This window comes from Neorhizobium huautlense (genome assembly GCF_030811685.1).
Classification (GTDB): domain Bacteria; phylum Pseudomonadota; class Alphaproteobacteria; order Rhizobiales; family Rhizobiaceae; genus Neorhizobium; species Neorhizobium huautlense_A.
In genome coordinates, this window is record NZ_JAUSRF010000001.1 from 1 (window position 1) to 18,263 (window position 18,263).

At 58.6% G+C, this 18,263-nt stretch carries 12 protein-coding genes and 2 pseudogenes; 3 read left to right on the top strand and 11 right to left on the bottom strand.

Annotated features, from left to right (window positions below):
* Nucleotides 1-331 precede the first annotated feature (331 nt).
* The 6 genes from J2T09_RS00005 to J2T09_RS00030 all read right to left on the bottom strand — a co-directional run bounded on the left by J2T09_RS00005 (nt 332) and on the right by J2T09_RS00030 (nt 7,119).
* Nucleotides 332-1,162, bottom strand: coding sequence for a carbohydrate ABC transporter permease (locus J2T09_RS00005; protein WP_306829721.1), 831 nt, complete (start codon nt 1,160-1,162; stop codon nt 332-334).
* Complete coding sequence (locus J2T09_RS00010) at nt 1,159-2,037, bottom strand: carbohydrate ABC transporter permease (RefSeq protein ID WP_306830745.1); 879 nt, start codon at nt 2,035-2,037, stop codon at nt 1,159-1,161. Before J2T09_RS00010 ends, J2T09_RS00005 begins: the two co-directional genes overlap by 4 nt.
* Nucleotides 2,038-2,104: 67 nt before the next feature.
* Complete coding sequence (locus J2T09_RS00015) at nt 2,105-3,373, bottom strand: extracellular solute-binding protein (protein ID WP_306829723.1); 1,269 nt, start codon at nt 3,371-3,373, stop codon at nt 2,105-2,107.
* Nucleotides 3,374-3,458: 85 nt separating this feature from the next.
* Nucleotides 3,459-4,529 (bottom strand): ABC transporter ATP-binding protein, encoded by a 1,071-nt coding sequence (locus J2T09_RS00020; protein WP_306829725.1) that lies wholly within the window; start codon nt 4,527-4,529, stop codon nt 3,459-3,461.
* A gap of 8 nt (nt 4,530-4,537) precedes the next feature.
* Entirely contained in the window at nt 4,538-6,049 is a 1,512-nt protein-coding gene (arfA, locus tag J2T09_RS00025; protein WP_306829727.1) for an arabinosylfuranosidase ArfA, read from the bottom strand.
* A gap of 140 nt (nt 6,050-6,189) precedes the next feature.
* Nucleotides 6,190-7,119, bottom strand: a complete 930-nt coding sequence (locus J2T09_RS00030) for an ArsR/SmtB family transcription factor (protein WP_306829729.1) — start codon at nt 7,117-7,119, stop codon at nt 6,190-6,192.
* Between the two features lie 387 nt (nt 7,120-7,506).
* Between J2T09_RS00030 and J2T09_RS00035 the strand changes: the two are divergent.
* Nucleotides 7,507-7,768: pseudogene (locus J2T09_RS00035) on the top strand (IS3 family transposase); the annotation flags it as partial.
* A gap of 189 nt (nt 7,769-7,957) precedes the next feature.
* On the opposite strand, the gene J2T09_RS27540 reads toward J2T09_RS00035, so the two are convergent.
* Nucleotides 7,958-8,101, bottom strand: coding sequence for a hypothetical protein (locus J2T09_RS27540; protein ID WP_373458275.1), 144 nt, complete (start codon nt 8,099-8,101; stop codon nt 7,958-7,960).
* A 321-nt stretch (nt 8,102-8,422) separates the two neighbouring features.
* Nucleotides 8,423-14,413, bottom strand: a complete 5,991-nt coding sequence (locus tag J2T09_RS00045) for an IPT/TIG domain-containing protein (RefSeq protein ID WP_306829733.1) — start codon at nt 14,411-14,413, stop codon at nt 8,423-8,425.
* A gap of 843 nt (nt 14,414-15,256) precedes the next feature.
* On the opposite strand from J2T09_RS00045, the gene J2T09_RS00050 reads away from it, so the two are divergent.
* On the top strand, nt 15,257-15,871 hold the full coding sequence (locus tag J2T09_RS00050) for a phage tail protein (RefSeq protein ID WP_306829735.1): 615 nt from the start codon (nt 15,257-15,259) through the stop codon (nt 15,869-15,871).
* A 58-nt stretch (nt 15,872-15,929) separates the two neighbouring features.
* Here the strand turns inward: J2T09_RS00050 and J2T09_RS00055 are convergent, their stop codons facing one another.
* Entirely contained in the window at nt 15,930-16,250 is a 321-nt protein-coding gene (locus J2T09_RS00055; RefSeq protein WP_306829738.1) for a DUF6916 family protein, read from the bottom strand.
* A 188-nt stretch (nt 16,251-16,438) separates the two neighbouring features.
* On the opposite strand from J2T09_RS00055, the pseudogene J2T09_RS27545 reads away from it, so the two are divergent.
* Nucleotides 16,439-16,678: pseudogene (locus J2T09_RS27545) on the top strand (GNAT family N-acetyltransferase); the annotation flags it as partial.
* Between the two features lie 61 nt (nt 16,679-16,739).
* On the opposite strand, the gene J2T09_RS00065 reads toward J2T09_RS27545, so the two are convergent.
* On the bottom strand, nt 16,740-17,459 hold the full coding sequence (locus J2T09_RS00065; protein WP_306829742.1) for a hypothetical protein: 720 nt from the start codon (nt 17,457-17,459) through the stop codon (nt 16,740-16,742).
* A complete protein-coding gene (locus J2T09_RS00070; protein ID WP_306829744.1) occupies nt 17,456-18,262 on the bottom strand; it encodes a 2OG-Fe(II) oxygenase in 807 nt (268 codons plus the stop codon). Before J2T09_RS00070 ends, J2T09_RS00065 begins: the two co-directional genes overlap by 4 nt.
* Nucleotide 18,263: the final 1 nt, after the last annotated feature.

Below are 18,263 nucleotides of genomic sequence, written 5' to 3' on the forward strand. Positions count from 1 at the left end.
GGCCCTATCAGCATTCCGCCAATTCTCTAAAGATTTTTGAGACAAGAACTTCGTCGCCAGCAGCGCCGCCGCCCTCGTCAGTGACCGGGTTATAGGCCGAGCCACTTCTCCAAGTCAACGGCCAATTTCGCAAATCTGTCACTTTTCTCAAGGGAAAACCCGGCCCCCCTTGTCCACCAAGGGTTTTCGCCCAGAACTTTTGCGAAAGAAGCCATTTGCCAGACAAAACAACATGTCACTTAACGCGAAACCGGGGCGCAAACGCACGCCCCGGCAGCAGAGATGGCCGGATAACGATATCATTGGCCTCCGACGCCACCTGTTGTGATGGCTAACCTTTGACGCCGGACGAGATCATCACGGCCTCGGTCACCTTCTTCTGGAAAATGAGATAGGCGATGGCGACCGGCATGGCGCCAAGAAGCGCGACCGACATCAGCCGTGCATAAAACACCCCGAACGCATCATTGACCTGGGTGATGCCCACCGGAATGGTCATCTTGTTTTCCGTGGTCACGGCGAGGAAGGGCCAGAGGAACTGGTTCCAGGCCATGATGAAGGTGATGATCGCAAGCGCAGTCGTGATGCCCCAGTTGAGCGGCAGGTAGACCTTGAACAGAAGCGTATAATCGCCGCCACCATCGAGCACGACGGCTTCCCGCATTTCCTTCGGCACGGCATCGAAGAACTGCTTGTAGACGATGATGACGACCGGCACGATCAACTGCGGCAGGATGATGCCCGCCCATGTGTTGATCAGCCCCATATCGTTCATCAGGATGAACTGCGTGACGACAAGCGCCTGCGACGGCACCATGAAACTGGCGAGCACGACGCCATAAAGAATGCGCCGGCCCGGAAAGCGCATCTGCGAGATCGCATAGGCACACATCATGCCCGAGACGATGACCGTGAAGGTGATGATGACGGCCGTGCCGATGGAATTGATGTACCAGCTGACGAGATTGGTGTTCCAGAGAATGTCGATATAGGCGGCCGGATTGAACTCGTCGGGAATGACCCCGGCCTCGTTGGAGACGACACGGTCTTCCGAGCGCATCGAGGTAATGAAAGCCCAGTAGAGCGGAAAGATCCACAAGGCGGCAGCAGCGAAGGTGCCGACCGTCAGCACGCCGTTTTCGAATTTGCGCAGCGATGTCATCGACGGCCTCCGGCGCGAAGAAGTTGATATTGCAGCACGGAGAAGACCGCGATGACGATGAACAGCACCAGCGCGATGGCCGAGGCATAACCGCCGTGATTGAGCTGAAAGGCCTCGCGATAGACCATCAGCAGCATGACATAGGACGAATTGAACGGCCCGCCCTTGGTGAGCAGATAGATCTGGTCGAAAATCTTCAGTTGCAGGATCATCTGCAATGTCAGCACCAGCGCCGTGACCGGCCACAGAAGCGGCCATGTGACCCGGCGGAACAGTTGCGTGCGCGTGGCGCCATCGAGCTGCGCTGCCTCGTAATAATCCTTTGGAATATTGCGCAGGCCCGCAATGAACAGCAGGACGTTAAAACCGTTGGTCCACCAGATGGTGACAAGCGCCACCGTCGGCATGACCCAATAGGGGTTCTTGAACACCGCGACGGATTTGCCGAAAAAGAATGCGATGACCGGCTGAAGCACGCCGAACTGGAAATCCAGCATCCAGGTCCAGATCTGTGTGACGACCGATACCGGCAGGATGTAAGGCAGGAAAAAGATGGCGAGCGCCAGCGCCTGCAGGGAGCCTCGCAGCCGGTTGATCATCAACGCGACGCAGAGCGCGATTGCCGTCGTCGGGATGACCGTCAACAGCACGAAATAGCCGTTGTTCTTCAGCGACGTCAGAAACAGCTTGTCCGACAGGAGACGTGTGAAATTGTCGAAACCGACCCACTCACCCTCGCCGATCAGCGGGCTGTCGGTAAAGCTCAGTTCAACCAGCCGGATGGCCGGATACAAAAAGACCAGCGCAAAAGTCAGCACGAAGGGGGCCACAAGTGAAGCGGCCACCGCCATTTCCCTGCGCCGATTTGTCAGCATTGCCACGTCTTTACCCTCCATGCCCGGTAACGTGGCCGCCAGACATTGGCGGCCACGGCTGACGGTGTCACTTCAACACGTTCTGAAGGTCGGATTTCATCTGCTCGGCGGCGGCCAGCGGCTCCGCATAACCGTGGATGGCGGGCGAGATGATGTTGATGGCGGCATCATAGATTGGCGAACCAACACCGGCGATGGATGAGCGCGGATCAAAGGACGCGGTCTCCGCCAGCGCCGCATAGGTGGCGTTCGGCTCCATCTTCTTGAACTCGGCGCTTTCTGCCACCGGCTTGAAGGCCGGGATATGGCCAGCATCCGCCCAGGCGATGGCGTTCTTTTCCATCCAGCCGATCACCGTCATCACGGCCCTGCGCTTTTCCGGTGTCAGCTTGTTGTTGGCGGGAATGGCGAAGGCATGCGAATCCGCCCATGTGGTCTGCGTGCCCATCAGGTTCGGCACCTGCACCGCACCCCATTTGTAGCCGAGCGAGCCCTTCTTTTCGAGATCGACCATGGTCGGCACTTCCCAGACGCCATTCAGCGAAAAGGCAGATTTGCCGGAGGTGAACAACGCCACGGACGCTTCATATTCCGCCTGTTCCGGCTGCCATTCATTGGTCTGCCAGTTGGTCATCACCTCGATTGCCTTGGCGGCTTTCTGGAGATTGTCGCCGGCCAGAACCTCGTTGCCGGTGATCAACTCGCCACCCAACTGACGGAACAGGGTGTAGAACACGCGGTAGGTGGCACCATCATCGCCGGTGGCATAAGAAACCGGCGCTTCGGCGCCCTTTTCCTTGGCATAGGCGAGCGCTTCCTCGAAATCCTTGAGATTGTTGATGCCGGTCAGCTTGCCATTGGCATCGAGGAATTTCGACCCCTCAAGGAACTTGGTATTATAATAGAGCACGATCGAATGGATATCGAACGGCACCGCCTGCAGCTTGCCGTCATCACCGCTGGCGGCTTCTACGGCTGCGGGGAAAAAGCTGTCCTTGGTCAGGCCGGCATCGGCCAGGTCCTTGTCGGTGATCTCGTCGAGCACGCCTTCCTTCAATCCCAGCGGCATGCGCGACAGATGGTAGGTCATCATGTCAGGCCCCTGCCCCACCGCGACAGCCGTGCGCACCTTGGTGTAGAATGGAACACCCCATTCCAGCGTCGTGCCGGTGATCTTGATATCCGGGTGTTCCGCGTTGAAGCGGGTGATCAGCGCTTTCATGCGCACGCCATCACCGCCGGAAAAGAAATCCCACCAGGTGATATTTTCCGCAGCAAAAGCCGGCACGGACATAAGGGCGATCGCGGTTGCCGCGAGAAGTTTTCTGCACAACATTCAAGTGTCCTCCATCACGAAGCCACCTCTCCCGAAGGTGGCGGGTTGAAATGTCTGCCATTTCCTTGAGTGCCGGTGCGATTTCCTATCGCAGCCTGCTGCCGTCTTCGGCGAAGAGCAGAACCTCCCCTGCATCCGCCGAAAGCGATATCTTTCTGCCATCGAAATTTTCGCGGCGGCCACGCAGCTCCACCACGATGTCCTTGCCCGTTGCCAGTCGCGCATGCAGGTAGGAAACGCCACCGAGATCCTCGGCCATGTCCACCACCGCTTCGAAACCACCTTCCGTCGGGGCCAGATGTTCGGGCCGGATGCCGACCTTGATCGCCATTCCCTCGGCAACGCTCGCATCCGATTTTGCCGACAGTTCCGTGCCGAGCCCATCCAGCGCAACCCGGATCAGACCGCCCTGCCGGGCGACCACGCGGGCGGGCAAAAAGTTCATGGCCGGCGAGCCGATAAAACCACCGACAAACTGGTTGTGCGGATCGTCATAAAGATCGAGCGGTTTTCCCGCCTGCTGCAACACGCCCTTCTTCAGAACGAAGATGCGGTCGGCCAGCGTCATCGCCTCCACCTGATCATGGGTGACATAGATCATCGTGGCGCCAATCTGTTTATGCAGCTTGGCGAGTTCCAGCCGCATCTGCACCCGCAACTCGGCGTCGAGATTGGAGAGCGGTTCATCGAACAGGAACACTTTTGGCTTGCGCACGATCGCGCGGCCGATGGCGACGCGTTGGCGTTGACCGCCCGAGAGTTCGGATGGCCGTTTCTGGAGTTGTTCCTCAAGATGCAGGATGCGCGCCGCTTCCTGCACCATGTCGTTGACTTTTGGCTTCGGCGTCTTTTTCAGGCGCAAAGAGAAGGCCATGTTCTCGAACACGGTGAGATGCGGATAAAGCGCGTAGGACTGGAACACCATCGCCACCTCGCGCTTTGCCGGCTCGACATCGGTGACATCGCGACCCTCGATCGAAATCGAGCCCGACGTCGTTTCCTCCAGCCCCGCGATCATGCGCAGGAGCGTCGACTTTCCGCAGCCCGAAGGCCCGACGAAGACGGCGAAATCCCCTGTCGGAATATCCAGGCTGACATCATGCACGACACCGAGTGCACCAAAACTCTTGCTGACATTGCGAAGCGTGATCCCCATGCCAGGCCTCACGAAACCTTCAGCCGGAAGACATGATAGGAAAGCGGAGCGATCGTGCCCTTGAGATTGCCATCCTCCACGCCGACACCGCTGCCCGCCTTCGGCACGACATGATCCGGCTTGTCCGGACCGTTGGTGTCAGTCAGCTGGTATCCCTCCATGGCATGATGTTCATAGAGCGAGACATCGGCAAAACCGGTAAGGCTGACATCAAGCTCGGCCTTTTCCGTCAGGTGACGGTTGACCACGAACAGGGTCAGCAGGCCTTCATCACGGTTCCGCACCGCCGCGACATCGAGATAGGAAACATCGTCGGCCACCTGGCAATCATAGGTCGGTGCATCGACGGCCACACGCAGCGCTTCGCCACGACCAAAAATCGAGGCAAAACGATAGGGATGGTAGATGGTCTGGCGCCATGCCGGGCCGTTCTTTTCGGCGCGGATCGGCGCAATCACGTTGACCAGCTGCGCGATGCAGGCAATGCGAACACGGTCGGAGCGGCGGATGAACTCGTTGAGCAAGCCGGCGACAAAAAGCGCGTCTTCGAAATTGTAGGTTTCTTCCAGAAGAGCGGGCGCTTCAGGCCAGTCCCATGTGCGCCAGCGGTGGCTATCTTCCTCGCGGATATGGTACCAGACATTCCATTCGTCGAAGCAGATATGCACGTCGTTCTTGGCGCGTTTCTTCGATTTCACGTAATCGATCGTGCCGGCAATGGTCTGGATGTAACGGCCGGTTTCCTCGATCTTGCCAAAGTAATTCAGCGTGTCCTTGCTGGAATTGCCAAAATATTTGTGCAGCGAGATGTAATCGACATTTTCGTAGCATTCTTCGAGAACTTCACGTTCCCATTCCGGGTAGGTGGCCATGCCATCATTGGAACTGCCGCAAACGATCGCCTCGATCGTGCTGTCAAAGCCCTTGAAGGCTTTTGCCGTCTCGTTGGCGAGGCGGCCATATTCGGTCGCCACCTTGTGGCCGATCTGCCAGGGCCCGTCCATTTCATTGCCAAGGCACCACATTTTCACGTCGTAACCGTCCTTGCGGCCATGCGAGCGGCGCAGGTCGCTCCATGTCGTATCGGAGGGGAAATTCACGTATTCGAGGAAATTGCGGGCATCTTCCAGTCCGCGCGAACCGAGATTGACCGCCAGCATCATCTCGATGCCGGCCATATCGGCCCAATCGGCAAATTCGTTGATGCCGATCTGGTTGGTCTCCTTGGAGCGCCACGCGAGATCGAGGCGAACAGGCCGCTGATCGCGTGGGCCGATCCCGTCTTCCCAGCGATAGGCGGAAACGAAATTGCCGCCCGGATAACGGATCGCCGGGATCTTCAGATCCTGCACGAATTTCAGGACGTCGGTACGGAAACCATTGGCATCGGCATTGGGGTGACCGGGCTCATAAATGCCGCCATAAATGGCGCGCCCCATATGCTCGATGAAGGCCGAATACAGCCGTTGATCAATATCGCTGATCTTGAAATCGCGGTGAACGGCGACACGTGCCTTCATTGAGCTCTCCTCCAAAAGTCCATCGAAAAATCGATATACATCGTATTTTTTGATAGACTTTCTCAATCAGGAGCGAGCGTCAATGGGGAGAATGCGCTGCACCGCACAAACATAGGGCGCAGAAGCCTGCTTTGGACAACCTAACTCTTTGTCATCAAACGAAGAATTATGTCCTGATCATAGTTGCCGAAACCGCGTCCAAAAATGTTGATGCCGCCCGGATGCTTGCCATCCGCCTTGACTTCAACGCGCAGGCGGACGGATCGGTGGCCGTCGAGATCGAGATCGACGGCTGTCACATCCGATATGCGGTGGCCGTCCACGAAGGTGCCGCCGGGACCGACCGACCATGTTTTCAGTGGCCCGTATTGCGAACCCTTGAGCTTCCACCACGCCGGTGTATAGGCGCCGCGGCGATCACCGAAATCCCCCGGCGAGGTCCATATGCCGAGTTCAGTGCCATTGATGGAGACCACGATATCCGACGGCCAGTTGGCCAGCGTGCCCGGCACTTCGGAACTAACTTCCATGGAAACTTCAATGGTTTCAATACTATCGCCACGAAGCTTGGCATTGTTGGGAAACTGGTATTCGACGAAACCACTGGTGAACCACAGGAGGCTGGTCTTCATCCGCTCCGGATCCATGAATGTCTCCGGCACGTCGAGAAGACCGATAATTCCCTCGTTCGAGCAGATACCGCAGGGGCCTGTCACCGCATTGTTGGTGTAGAGTCCCAGCGGCATCGAGACCTCGATGACGTTGGCCGACAGTGTTCTCTCATTGGAATGAAAACTGACGATGAGTTCATCGTAAATGGCGAAACAGATCTTTTGATTGCCCTTGCGCGCCTTCTGCAATTCAGTGCGCACCAACCCGGCTTTTTCCAGAACCTGAAGATGGGTAGACACCGAGGATTGCGGAAAACCGGACACCTGGGCCAGATCATTAATGTTGATACCGGGTTTTTTCGCCAGTTCTTTCAATAGCTTGATACGCGCAAGCGAAGAGACGCCCTTGATCGCGGCCAGATCCTTTTCCGGATCGATAACGAGAAAATTTCGGTTCATGGGCGCGACCTGAATGATAGGAAATCAGCCGTTTATATCGTTTTTTTTGATTTATATATAGAATATCGTGTCGTTTCGGAAGAGTGCCGTTCGTCTGATTGTTAGGGCTGCGTCAGCTGGCTGTTGGGCACAGGCCGCAACGACAGAGCTGAGGAATGACTGTGCCCGGCCACCCGCGCAAGCTGGTCTTAAAAATCGCCGGCATGAAAGACAAAAGCAGTCGGGGTGGCGAAGAGAGGATGCGCGACGCAATTCAAATCGTGGCAGACCTGCAAGGCGTGCTCCTGCCCTTCAAGCCGGCCAAGACGCCTTGGGTTGGGTTATCCCATGCGAAAAAGGGGGGACTGTTCCGTGCTGACGGACAGACCGGGTCTCGTTTATCAGCACCACGATCTTGTTCACTCGATGAGGCGACGTGCAACAGCCGTGACAATACAGTGGCCGAGAGCTTCTTCAATCTTCTGAAGCGAGAGAGGATAGGTCACAGGCCTACCGTTCACGCGACGAAACGCGCCAGCATGTGTTCGACAACATCGAGATGTTTTACAACTCGAAACGCACGCACGTCAGAGACGGAATGCTGTCGCCCTTCGAGTTCGAGAAGCAGCAGAAAATCCAACCAGAGGGTGTCTACCAAAATCGCAGATAGTTACGATGAACGTCTTCTGGGCGTCCGAAAACTGCGACGCTTTCATTGTTCCACACCTTTCCCAGCCAAGGAAACCAGCGTTTCAATTCAACAGGAAAAGGCTCGGGCAGAGGCGATGATCGCCGCATCGGCAGGTGCCCCCCTGTCTTCACCCGAACCACGTTACCCTTGCGCTGGCGGGTGACTGAATCAAAAAACAGCCCGGCCAGACGATGGGTGATCAGGGCATCTCGGAAGCGCACGAACGTCGTCCGTTCCGGCGTCGGCTCTGATGGAAAAGCCACAGAGGCGCCGAAAGGAGGCACGGTCATCCAGCGCTTCAGCAAGTTTCACATCGGACAGATCATGCCAGATCGATAATATGCACGCGTATATCCATCGTCAGAGAGACGCAAAACACATCTGCCGAACCGGACACACATGGGCAATTGGCATCCCCCTCGCGGCAGCTTCACATTAAAAACACCCATCACGATCTACCCGGCCTTTGCCGAAAAAGCCGGCTGAGGCTCCACAGCCAGCCTCCCGAGATCGCGGACGGTCCCAGGAAATCAAGCCAAATGCCTTGAGATGAGGGCCGCGCTGCAAGCCGCCCCCATCTCAAACTTCTTCTTGCCGACTATCGTAACCGCCTTCAGCTAGCGACTGGCGGGGCTAGAACCGCACGTTCAACTGGACGCCGACCGTCTGTTCGGCATCGCCCTCGCCATCCAGCATCGCGCGATAATCGAATATCAGGTCCCAGTTGTTCTCGAACTGCAGCTCCATCGACAGTCCCAGCGTCAAGTAGTCGCGCTCCTTGTCCTGCAATTCGACCTCGTAGGGCAGTCCACCAAGATCCGCGTAACCAAGCCGCGCACGCGACGAACCATCGAAGTCGTGAACATATTCGGCCCGAATGCCCGGTCTGAGAATACCCCAATCCATCTCGAAGGCCTTGTTGGCGCGGACACCGAGAATACCGGAGAACGAATCGACCGTCTGTTTTCCATAGGTCAGGTTGTAGATACCGCCACCGGTTTCCGTGAACTCGTCCAGCCATGAGCGCGAAAACTCGACCCTGGCATAAGGCGAGACAAGCCAGCTTTCCTCACGCAGTTCGTATGCGGCGGTGAGAGAGCCGAATACCTGGGACCCGTCTCGCTCACCGATCGCAAAATCTCCCGTCGAGGTCACAAATCTGCGGGAGTCGAAATTCAGCGTGCCGCCACCGAAAAGTCCGTCGATGAAGAAATTGTCGACGGGTTCGAAACTGCCGTACACTGCGGCGCTGAAGGCATGGGCCTCACTTTCCGTGCCGTTATTGCCAACATCCGTACGATCACGGCTGAAACCGATGCCGAGACCGGCGACGAACCTGTCGGAAAAGCGATAGTCGAAACCACCACTGACGCCGATATTCGTATGGTCGATATCGACACCGCTATTCTCGCGGTCGCCAAAATTCACGAAACCGCCGGACCAGAAAGCGAGCCTGCTGTTTTCCGGTTGCGCCTCGCCACCTCCCGAGGACTGCCCCTGACTGACCGCGCCCGAAATCGGCCCGACCCCATCCGTGCCATAACCATAACTCGACGCGGCAGACGATTTTTCGCCCTTTGACAAACGTTGGGCATTGGAGGTCTGCTGATCAAGCAACCGTTCAACGGCATTTTCCTTGCGTTTTTCGGTTGGGAAGCCAAAACGAACGTCCATGCTGGCTGCCCGCCGCTCCCTCTCGTTGTGCAACCGCTCCAGGCGTCCGTGAAAGTTGCGCATCTGGGTTCGCGCGAAGCGTGTTGCCGTACTGGCCTGCGCATTGATGAGCCCAACCACCTCCGGATCGAGAGACGGGTCCGGACGCACCGGCAGGATATAGGTGAAGACCGCCCCGGCCGCACTGCTGCCGGCTGGCGTGGTGACGACGACATTGACGGCTCCAGCCGGATGTGCGGGGGTCACCGCCGTTATCTGGCTTGCACTATCGATGACGAAACTGCCCGCAGCAGTGCCACCAAAGCTGACGGCGGAGGCACCGGCAAAGTTGCTGCCGGTAATCACCACGGACGTCCCACCCAGAGTATCGCCCGTATTCGGCGATATGCCGGCCACCGTTGGCAATGGCGACGTGAACGTGAACGCCCCGGGAAGGTCTGCACTGCCGAGTGGTGTCGTGACCACGATATCGACCGTACCGGCAGCATGTGCCGGTGAGACCGCCGTGATCTGGGTATCGCTGACAACCGTATAGCTTGCGGCTGGCGTCACCCCGAATGCAACAGCATTGGCACCGGTGAGGTTTGTGCCGACGATGGTGACCGTCGTGCCGCCCGTCGTGGAGCCGTCATTGGGCGACGCCGATGAAAGGGTCGGCGGCGCGGCCGTATAGGTAAAGCCTGCGGGAAGGCTGTTGGAGCCGCCTGGTGTCGTCACCGAAACGTCGACAGGCCCGCTCGCACCCGCCGGTGTGACGGCGGTAATCTGGATATCGCTGACAACGGTGAAACTTGTCGCCGCTACGCCGCCAAAAGCAAGCGCACTCGCCCCGGTCAGCCCTGTCCCGCTGACAGTGACCGCTGTGCCACCCAGAGTAGAACCCGTATTGGGGGAAACCGAGGTGATTGCCGGAAGCGGCACCACATAGGTAAAGCCACCAGGCAACGTATCCGTACCGCCCACTGCTGTTACCACGACATCCACCGCCCCGGCGCTGCCGGCAGGTGTCGTCGCCGTAACCTGTGTCGCACTGTTCACCGTGAAGCTGGTCGCGGGTATGGAACCGAACGAAACCGCAGAGACCGTGGAGAGATCCGTGCCGGTGATCACCACGGCCGTGCCGCCGGATGTCGGACCATTGGTCGGCGTGATCGAGGTTACCGTCGGTGCCCCGACATAGGCGAAGCCACCTGGCAGCGTCGCAACCCCTCCTGCACTCGCCACAACGATATCAACCGGGCCGACACTGCCAGCCGGTGCCGTCGCCGTGATCTGGGTCGCGCTGTCGAGCGTGAAGCTTGTCGCGGCGGTCGCCCCGAAGGAAACCGTCGACACGTTCGACAGGCTTGTACCGGTGATCACAACCACCGTGCCACCGCCCGTCGGGCCGGCGGTCGGCGAAACGGACGTTAATGCCGGCGCCGCGACATAGGTGAACCCGCCCGTCAGCGCTACACTGCCACCCACCGACGTCACAACGACATCGACTGCGCCGGCACTACCGGCCGGCGTCGTCGCCGTGATCTGCGTCGCACTGTCGAGCGTGAAGCTTGCTGCCGCCGTGGCCCCGAACGAAACCGCGGATACATTCGAAAGATTGGTACCCGTAATGACCACCGAGGTACCGCCGGAGGTCGGTCCATCCGGTGGAGAAACGGAGGTCAGCGTCGGCGCAGGCACATAGGTAAAGCCCCCAGCCAGCGTCACACTGCCACCCGCCGTCGTCACGACGATATCCACCGGGCCGGCACCGCCAGCCGGTGTCGTCGCGGTAATCTGCGTCGCGCTGGCTGTAAACGCCGTTGCTGCCGTGCCTCCAAACGAAACGGCGGTCGCATTCGAGAGGTTCGTACCGGTGATGACCACCGACGTGCCGCCGGAGGTGGGACCATCCGCCGGCAATGCGGATGTCAGAGTCGGAGGAGCAACATAGGTGAAGCCACCTGGCAGTGTCGTACTGCCACCTACCGTCACCACAACGACATCAACCGCACCGGCACTGCCAGCCGGTGTCGTCGCGGTAATTTGTGTCGCACTGTTGATGGTGAACGCCGTTGCTGCCGAGGCCCCGAACGAAACAGAGGTCGCGTTCGAAAAGTCCGCACCCGTAATCACCACCGTCGTACCACCACCGAGCGGACCATCCGGTGGAGAAACAGACGTCAGCGTCGGCGCAGGTACATAGGTGAATGCACCCGCTAGCGTCACACTGCCACCCGCCGTCGTCACAACGACATCAGCGGGACCGGCACCACCGGCAGGCGTCGTCGCCGTGATCTGTGTCGAGGAGTTGACCGTGAAGCCCGTCGCGGCTGTGCCACCGAACGAGACCGAAGTGGCATTCAAAAGGTCCGTTCCAATAATGACAACCGATGTGCCACCTGAAGCCGGGCCATCCTGCGGTGAGACCGACGTCAGTGTCGGAGCAGGCACATAGGTAAAGGCGCCCGCCAACGTCTCGCTGCCGCCCGCCGTCATCACAACGATATCGGCAGGCCCCGCACTACCGGCCGGTGTCGTCGCCGTGATCTGTGTCGGACCAGTGACCGTGAACGCGGCGACCGTACCTCCGATCGAGACCGAAGTCGCAGTCGAAAGGTTCGTGCCGGTGATCACCACCGACGTACCACCGCCGAGCGGACCATTCGGCGGAGAGACGGAGGTCAGCGTCGGCACCGGAACATAGGTGAAACCGCCCGCAAGTGTTTCACTGCCGCCCGCCGTCGTCACAACGATATCGGCAGGACCGGCGCTGCCGGCCGGTGTCGTTGCCGTGATCTGTGTCGGTCCATTGACCGTGAACGTGGCGGCCGTACCTCCGAACGAGACGGAGGTCGCATTCGAAAGGTTCGTGCCGATGATCACAACCGAGGTACCGCCGCCGAGGGGACCATTCGGCGGAGATACGGAAGTCAGCGTCGGCGCAGGCACATAGGTGAAACTGCCCGCAAGCGTCACACTGCCGCCCGCCGTCGTCACAACGACGTCGGCTGCACCGGCACTGCCGGCCGGCGTCGTTGCCGTAATCTGTGTCGGACCATTGACCGTGAACGTGGCGCCCGTACCTCCGATAGAGACGGAAGTCGTCGTCGAAAGGTTCGTGCCGATGATCACAACCGAGGTACCGCCGCCAAGCGGACCATCCGGTGGCGAAACGGATGTCAGCGTCGGCGCAGGCACATAGGTATAAGCACCCGGCAGTGTCACACTGCCACCCGCCGTCGTCACAATGATATCGGCAGCACCGGCGCTGCTGGCTGGCGCCGTTGCCGTGATCTGTGTCGGGCTAATAACCGTGAAACCCGTCGCGGCCGTGCCGCCGAACAAGACGGACGTCGCATTCGAAAGATTTGTGCCGGAGATAACGACCACCGTACCACCGCCGAGCGGGCCATTCGCCGGCGAAACGGAGGTCAGCGTCGGCGCAGGCACATAGGTGAATGCACCCGACAGTGTGTCATTGCCACCTGCCGTCGTCACAACGACATCAGCGGGACCGGCACTACCGGCCGGTGTCGTTGCCGTGATCTGTGTCGGACCATTGACCGTGAACGCCGCGACCGCCCCCCCGATCGAGACCGAAGTCGTAGTCGAAAGGTCCGTTCCAATGATGACAACCGACGTGCCACCTCCCGTCGGGCCATCCTGCGGTGAGATCGACGTCAGTGTCGGAGCAGGCACATAGGTAAAGCCGCCCGCCAGCACCTCGCTGCCGCCCGCCGTCGTCACCAGGATATCGGCAGGCCCCGCATTGCCGGCCGGTGTCGTTGCCGTGATCTGTGTCGGACCATTGACCGTGAACGCCGCGACCGTACCTCCTATAGAGACCGAAGTCGCAGTCGAAAGGTTCGTGCCGGCGATCACCACCGACGTACCGCCGCCGAGCGGACCATTCGGCGGAGAGACGGAAGTCAGCGTCGGCGGCGCAACATAGGTAAAGCTGTTCGGAAGGCTGACCGTGCCGCCAGGCGTGGTGATGATGATATCGCCCAGGCCGGCACTGCCGGCCGCCGTGGTCGCGGTGATCTGGTTCGCGCTGTTGATGGTAAAGCTGGAGGCGGGCGTGCCTGCGATGGAAACGGAAGAGGCATTCAAAAGGTTCGTGCCGATGATCACAACCGGCGTACCGCCGGAAGTCGGGCCAGCGCTCGGACTACTGGAGGCAATCGTTGGCGGCGTCACATAGGTAAAACTGTTCGGAAGGCTTACCGTGCCACCAGGCGTGGTGACGATGATATCGCCCGTGCCGGCGCTGCCGGCCCCAGTGGTCGCCGTGATTTGTGTCGGGCCATTGATCGTGAAGCCCGTAGCCGGCGTGCCCGCTATCAAGACCGAAGAGGTACTCAAAAGATTTGCACCCGTGATCACCACCGGTGTGCCGCCGGTGGTCGGGCCGTTGGGCGGAGAACTGGAGGTAAGAGTGGGCGGCGTAAAGTAGGTAAAGCTGTTCGGACGGCTTACCGTGCCGCCGGGCGTGATAACGATGATATCACCTATGCCTGCACTGCCGGCCGCAGTCGTCGCCGTGATCTGCGTTGGGCTGTCGATCGTAAAGCTGGTGACAGTTACACCCGCGATGGAAACGAAATACGCATTCGTGAAGTTTGCACCCGTGATCTGCACCTGCGTGCCACCGGTGGTCGGACCAAAGACTGGGGTGTTTGAGGCAATGGTCGGCGGCGGCACGTAGGTAAGGGTCGCCGCAGCGGTTGCCGCGCCCCCAGGCGTTATGACCTCCACAGTCGCAGGGCCGACAGGGTTTACGGGTGCGGTTGCCGTGATCTGCGTGGTGCTGTTCACCGTGAAGAGCGCTGAGACGCCACCGATCTTCACCTCGTCAACATCCAGGAAATTGGTACCAGTGATGGCGATATTGGTCGTGCCGAGCGTCGACGCCATGTCGGGAGAGAACGACGTGATGGAAGGCGGAGCTGCGGTGCAGGAAGCCACAACAAGGATCGATGAGGGAACAGTCGCCGAACTGTTGTTTATGAACCACGCAAACGATATGTCGCGATCGCCGTTCGTCCGGTCCCCGACGATATCGTAAACGTCTGGCTTGTCGAAGTTTCCACCTGAACTATCAAGCAAATCAATCGGACCGTTATCGGTGCCAATGAGGAACTGGACAACCCCATTGCCGCTCGAAGCCGCCCGCCAGTTGATTTTCTCTCCCAATGCGAACCCGTCAAACGTGTCGAAATCATTGACGGACGAAGTGCTCCCGCCCACGTAAGGACTGGCGTTCAGGGCGTTGCATCCAACCGATTGCGCGCGTGCCTGCTGTGGCGTGAGCAATGCAAGGAACATCGTGAGAAGGATCGCGACGCAGGCCGAAAACGCGGCTGTGATGATTCTCTCTGAAAATTCACTGGAATATGATGTGGCCAATTTCAAATTACGAATTGGTTTCAAGCGCATCGAGCAGTTCCCCTCAGACCCTGATCAGTCAGCCACAGGTAGCGACACCCGTCCCACGCAACCGAATATCAAAGCTCGAAATGATTGTCCGCCAGAAAATGCTCGCCTGAGTTGCTTTGAATCGCAGTGTGATTTTTTAGCAATAGATTCTATATATTTGGTGTGTCGTATATTTTTACGACCATTGCTTGTTTTGATCTGTCAAACATGTCATGTCAGACATGCCGAACATGGCGCGGGGGAATACGAAACGGCGCTCAGGACATCATGTACTTCCTGTGTTTCGTCTGTGAAATCAAAGTAATTATATGTTTTTCCCGCCTGCTTCAGGCGCCCGGAGGATGTTTTCCAGATAAACAAAGGAGGACGTGAATGAGTGAGCCTTTCATCGCATCAGTAATTCTCTTCGCCGGAAATTTCGCGCCACGCGGATGGGCCTTTTGTGCCGGCCAGATACTCCCCATCCAACAGAATACCGCGCTTTTTTCACTGTTGGGAACCACTTACGGGGGCAATGGGCAAACCACATTTGCGCTGCCGGATTTGCGCGGGCGCGTCCCCATCGCGCCCGGCCAAGGGCTAGGCCTGCCGCCATACGCACTGGGCGAACAGTCTGGCACACCGACGCACACGATGACCATACCCGAAATGCCCTCACACAACCATGCCGCGACATTTACGGGCAACGGTTCGTCCCTCCATGCGGATGTGACCGTCAATGTCACAGCGGACAAGGCCACGAAAGATCTTCCCGCAGCCGGGGATCAACTCGCCGATGTCGAACCGAACCTCACAAAAATCTATGCGGCATCCGGTGGTATGACCCAGGTCAAGCTGGGTGGAACATCCGCCGCCATCAGCGGAAACGTAACCGGACCCGTCCAGGTCGGCTTTACCGGCAACTCACAGCCTTTCTCCATCATGCAGCCGTATCTGGCGCTGAACTACATCATAGCAATCGATGGGTTTTTTCCCTCCAGAAACTGAGTTCCCTATCCGTGTCGCGACGGGCGGAAATCGCCCGCCGTGTACGGCATGCGACCGATCAGTTGACGGTAGCCTGGTACTGCTGACCGACCGTCGCCGCATCATGCGTCATGATGGGAATGAGGTAGAGTTCGCAAAAGGCGCCATCGGGAGCGGCAATGACACGCAGCCCTTCGATCAGAATGGCCTCGGGCGGACCCGCGAAAATCATGGTGAAGGGCCTGCGAAGGCTTGTCGGCCATGGGCGGCCTTTTGCCGTGTCCTCAATCTCGACAAGCTTCAGCTCAAACGGAACATCGATATTCCGTACGCTAAAAACGCTCCCGAGATAGGGATTGAAAGCTTCCTGGGTTATCGGGATCATCTGCTGATCAGTCATTCTCGTGCCTTTCTACCGACAGGAAACCTCCCGTCACTCAATTAAAGGTTATTATGCTGACATCCACGTCCCGCCTGCTGTTCCGCAGCCTCAGCCCCGGCGACGAGCCGTTTCGCCTCGAACTGTTTCTGACTTCCCGGGAAAGGGAGTTTTCCGCCCTGCCGGACGAGATCCGAAACACGCTGGCAATGCAGCAATATGCCGGCTACCTGAGCGGGTTGGACTCCGCCTATCCCGATGCGCATCATCTTGCCTTTTCGCGCGCGGATAGTGCAGAGCCGAACCGGGCGGTGGGAATCGTGTCGATCGCAGATCTCGGCGACTGCCTGCAGGTCATCGATCTGGCGGTGCAGCCGGCGTTTCGCAACGCGGGCACAGGCCGCCTGGCGCTGGAGGCCGTGATGGAGCGCTGCCGCGTTACCGGTCAGGCCATACGTGGGTCGGTAACGCCCTATAACCCAGCGCGACGTCTCTATGCGCGGCTCGGCCTCAGAGAGCTGGATGTTGTTCATGGCCATATCCAGCTGGAGTGGCGTCCTGAGCGTTCGATCCCGGAAGCGAATCTCGGTCCCTCTGTTGGTAATGCCGGAGAAGACGCGGACTTAAGCTCGACACACTCTCTTCAACCTCGGCTGAAAAATTCCTGACACGGATATTCGACGTGACCTCGGCCAACTGTACATTGCCGTAGGAAAACTCGAACCTTTCAAAAAGATCGGGCACAGCATTCCACAAGGCTGCTGCCAGATCGTCGTGGTTGCGCCTGAAGGCGTAACAGCTTTCGTCGATTGCCCAACCAAGAGCATTTACCGTCTCGAGGATCTGCGGCTTTCGTGCGATGAAATCCTCATAATGGATCACGGCATCGAATTGGTCCCGCTCCGCAAAAATGCGGTCGATCAGTGCAAATTTTTCTTCGATCAAGCCGGAATGGTTTCGGTAATGTTTCCGCTTGAGGCTTTCGAAATTGCTGCGCGGATCACGCAGGAAAAGAATTGTCCGGTCCGGGCGAAACCGCTCCTGATGAACCGGCAGCGGATAGGCCGTGGTGACCACGACCTTGGCCACGACATCTCCGCCATAATCCAAGCGAGGCGCTGCATAATTGTTGAGGATATCGACGAGGCCGAGACACCCCGATTGTTGCGCGAGAAAGAGGGTGAAAGCGGTGGCTCCACTCGACTGCATTCCATAAACGAGCAACCTCATGCCACGCTTTCCGCAAGTTTCGGCGACGCCTGCTCACCGCTCAGCCAATCATAACCGATCTCTGCCGTGATAAAGACGTACCGGCGAATATGCGGGGTCGGATAACGGATGCCGACACCATGAAGGGCAAGCATGCTTTGCGGAAACATTACGAGCTGATTGGCGCGATAGGGGATGGAGCCCACCTTTTGCACCATGTCTGCCGGCAGTTCGAAGACGTCGATATTCGATGCCGGCTGCTCCTTCCAGGTATAGAGATCAAGCTCGCCGCCGGTGGAATCGTCCTCTTCCGAACGCAGATAGAAGAGACCGCTATAAAGCCTGTTGGGCGTATCGAGATGAGCACCTCTCGCGGAAGAGGCCGCCTTCGAAACGGGGCTGTTGATTTCCACCCGCGCGTCGAGAAGAACACGGCCGGTGCGGTGAGCGTCGCGGTGAAGAAGCCCGGCATCGCCATCGGACACCGCGTGCTTCAGCACCGGCACCAGATCTATGTCCCAATGCCCGGAAAAGCGGGCAAAAACCTCTTCCAGAAATTGCGGACTGGTATGATGTTGCAGGAAGGTTTTCCAGCACGCCGCAACGTCATCGCGCAGCAGAAGCGGCCAGCTCGACATCGAGTAGCGGCGATTGCTGGCGAGCCCGTGCGCCGGCGATGACCCGACGATCGCCTCCATCGGCGGAAACGATGCCTGAAGACGTCGGTAATCTTCGGCGGGCAAGGCATTCTCGATGACCAGATGCGGGAAGGGATCAAGCCGCATGTGCGGCGTTGAGGCTTGACTTAGAACGCTTGCAATCATG

Coding starts and splice junctions, on each gene's coding strand:
- J2T09_RS00005 (WP_306829721.1), bottom strand. CDS start 1,162: ATGACATCGCTGCGCAAATTCGAAAACGGCGTGCTGACGGTCGGCACC.
- J2T09_RS00070 (WP_306829744.1), bottom strand. CDS start 18,262: ATGATTGCAAGCGTTCTAAGTCAAGCCTCAACGCCGCACATGCGGCTT.
- arfA (WP_306829727.1), bottom strand. CDS start 6,049: ATGAAGGCACGTGTCGCCGTTCACCGCGATTTCAAGATCAGCGATATT.
- J2T09_RS00030 (WP_306829729.1), bottom strand. CDS start 7,119: ATGAACCGAAATTTTCTCGTTATCGATCCGGAAAAGGATCTGGCCGCG.
- J2T09_RS00015 (WP_306829723.1), bottom strand. CDS start 3,373: ATGTTGTGCAGAAAACTTCTCGCGGCAACCGCGATCGCCCTTATGTCC.
- J2T09_RS00065 (WP_306829742.1), bottom strand. CDS start 17,459: ATGAGGTTGCTCGTTTATGGAATGCAGTCGAGTGGAGCCACCGCTTTC.
- J2T09_RS00020 (WP_306829725.1), bottom strand. CDS start 4,529: ATGGGGATCACGCTTCGCAATGTCAGCAAGAGTTTTGGTGCACTCGGT.
- J2T09_RS00050 (WP_306829735.1), top strand. CDS start 15,257: ATGAGTGAGCCTTTCATCGCATCAGTAATTCTCTTCGCCGGAAATTTC.
- J2T09_RS00010 (WP_306830745.1), bottom strand. CDS start 2,037: ATGCTGACAAATCGGCGCAGGGAAATGGCGGTGGCCGCTTCACTTGTG.
- J2T09_RS00055 (WP_306829738.1), bottom strand. CDS start 16,250: ATGACTGATCAGCAGATGATCCCGATAACCCAGGAAGCTTTCAATCCC.